Annotated in this window: 1 protein-coding gene and 2 pseudogenes; all 3 read left to right on the forward strand. The window is 46.8% G+C overall.

The window, feature by feature from the left end; all coding sequences use genetic code 11:
* Positions 1–716, forward strand: a pseudogene (locus tag G7034_RS09110) (FISUMP domain-containing protein); the annotation flags it as partial.
* A gap of 316 nt (positions 717–1032) precedes the next feature.
* Entirely contained in the window at positions 1033–1818 is a 786-nt protein-coding gene (locus tag G7034_RS09115; RefSeq protein ID WP_166400659.1) for a fibrobacter succinogenes major paralogous domain-containing protein, read from the forward strand.
* 202 nt (positions 1819–2020) lie between these two features.
* Positions 2021–2702 (forward strand): annotated as a pseudogene (locus G7034_RS09120) (FISUMP domain-containing protein); the annotation flags it as partial.

Below are 2702 nucleotides of genomic sequence, written 5' to 3' on the forward strand. Positions count from 1 at the left end.
TGATTTATAATACGAGTGTAAAGTGCCTACAGTGGTGGGTTGGTAATGCATGGCATGATGGCTGTGGTGATAATCCATATTTAGATTACCCTGATGGTACTGTGTTCTGCGCATCAGGCCCTACAGAGTTAGTTGAGGTAACTGGAGCTGGTGGGCGAGTTTGGATGGATAGGAATTTGGGCGCAAGCCAAGTTGCTACCTCAAGTACCGACGCAGCTGCTTATGGTGATTTATATCAGTGGGGTAGAGCAGCTGATGGCCACCAATGTAGAACCTCTGGTACAACTGCCACCAACGCAACCACAGCTGTGCCTAATGCGGGGAACTCATGGGATGGGGTGTTTATTACTGAAAGTAGCTCTCCTCTTGATTGGTTAACACCACAGGATAATAACCTTTGGCAGGGCGTAAACGGCACCAACAACCCATGCCCTGCAGGGTTTAGATTGCCTACTGAAACGGAATGGAACACCGAGCGTTTAAGCTGGAGCAGTAACAACACAGCCGGTGCATTTGCCTCACCGCTTAAATTGCCCATGGCGGGCTACCGCGTTCTCTCGAATGGCTCGCTTAGCGTTGTTGGCTCCCTCGGCTACTATTGGTCTAGTACCGTTTCAGGCACCGATGTCACGTACCTCAGCTTCAAAAGTTCCAATGCCGATACTTTCACATTCTATCGTGCTCGCGGTCACTCAGTCCGTTGCTTGAAGGATTAGAAGCCCCCTAACCCCCCATACTTCGACTAAGCTCAGTACAAGAGGGGGAATTAATGAAAAGATGTTAGATAAAAGACAACTTCAATGTCATGATTTTATGAAGCCTGAAAACCATAGCAACCAGAGCAACCAGAGCAACAATAGTGACCATAGTAATAATAACCTAAAGGACATGAAAAAAACACTACTTACACTCGTACTTATCCTAATAGGCCTACACACCGCCAACGCCCAAGTGGGGATTGGTACAGAAAACCCAGATGCCTCAGCGGTATTGGATGTGGATGTAACGAGCTTAACCGACAAAAAAGGCTTTTTGCCGCCGCGTATGACGCAAACAGAGCGTAATGCCATCACTGACCCAGCTGAAGGGCTTATGATTTATAACACTACTCAAAACTGTATGAATGTGTTTGTAAAGTACTGGCGTAACTTATGTGCTTTTGACAATACAGCTAGTATAGGTACCATAACTTTTGACGGTCTTGACTATGAAACTGTCTTTAACCCTGTTACCGGTCTTACTTGGTTAGACCGTAACCTTGGTGCTAGCCAAGCGGCTACTTCTTCAACAGATAGCGATAGCTACGGCGACCTCTACCAATGGGGAAGAGCAGCTGATGGTCATGAAGATAGAACCTCAACAGAATATATTGCTGTAGAAACTACAGATGGTGTAGCTAATTTTAATGCCTCAGGGAATGATTGGGATGGTGAATTTATTACGCGCGATAGCGGTGTTCATAATTGGGTAAATCCATCTGTGTCTGGAGTAGATGATTTATGGCAAGGCGTAAACGGCACCAACAACCCATGCCCTGCTGGCTACCGCATACCAACCGAAGCCGAGTTAAATGCTGAGCGTTTAAGCTGGAGTTCTAACAACCCAGCTGGTGCTTTCGGCTCCCCACTTAAATTGCCCGTAGCGGGCTTCCGCAGCCGCAGTACTGGTGGGCTCGACGTTGTTGGCTCCCGCGGCCACTATTGGTCTAGTACCGTTTCAGGCGCCAATGCCAGGGGCCTCAGCTTCAGTAGTTCCAGTGCCAATATGAGCGCCAGCAATCGTGCTAACGGTTTCTCTGTCCGTTGCCTTAAGGATTAAAAGCCCCCTAACCCCCCATACTTCGACTAAGCTCAGTACAAGAGGGGGAATTTAATAATGAATACTGAATGAAGAAATGAGAAGTGAGAAGTGGGATTTTGGATTCGGGATGTCGGATATGGGATGTGGGAAATAACATAGGTTAACTAATCTCAAATCACGGTTCAGAACAGAAAACAGATAACAGATAACAGAAATTAAAATGAAAACAAAAACTACTTTATTAAGCCTTTTATTGGTATTGATAAGCTTAAACACTACCAACGCACAAGTCGGCATAGGCACAACATCACCAGATCCTTCAGCACAACTTGAACTACAAAGCACCGCAAAAGGCTTTTTGCCTCCGCGCCTAACTACCGCACAGCGAGATGACAATATAGTTAATCCTGTAGAAGGCTTGCTGATTTATAATACGAGTGTAAAGTGCCTACAGTGGTGGGTTGGTAATGCATGGCATGATGGCTGTGGTGATAATCCATATTTAGATTACCCTGATGGTACTGTGTTCTGCGCATCAGGCCCTACAGAGTTAGTTGAGGTAACTGGAGCTGGTGGGCGAGTTTGGATGGATAGGAATTTGGGCGCAAGCCAAGTTGCTACCTCAAGTACCGACGCAGCTGCTTATGGTGATTTATATCAGTGGGGTAGAGCAGCTGATGGCCACCAATGTAGAACCTCTGGTACAACTGCCACCAACGCAACCACAGCTGTGCCTAATGCGGGGAACTCATGGGATGGGGTGTTTATTACTGAAAGTAGCTCTCCTCTTGATTGGTTAACACCACAGGATAATAACCTTTGGCAGGGCGTAAACGGCACCAACAACCCATGCCCTGCAGGGTTTAGATTGCCTACTGAAACGGAATGGAACACCGAGCGTT

This window comes from Psychroflexus maritimus (assembly GCF_011089875.1).
Classification (GTDB): Bacteria; Bacteroidota; Bacteroidia; order Flavobacteriales; family Flavobacteriaceae; genus Psychroflexus; species Psychroflexus maritimus.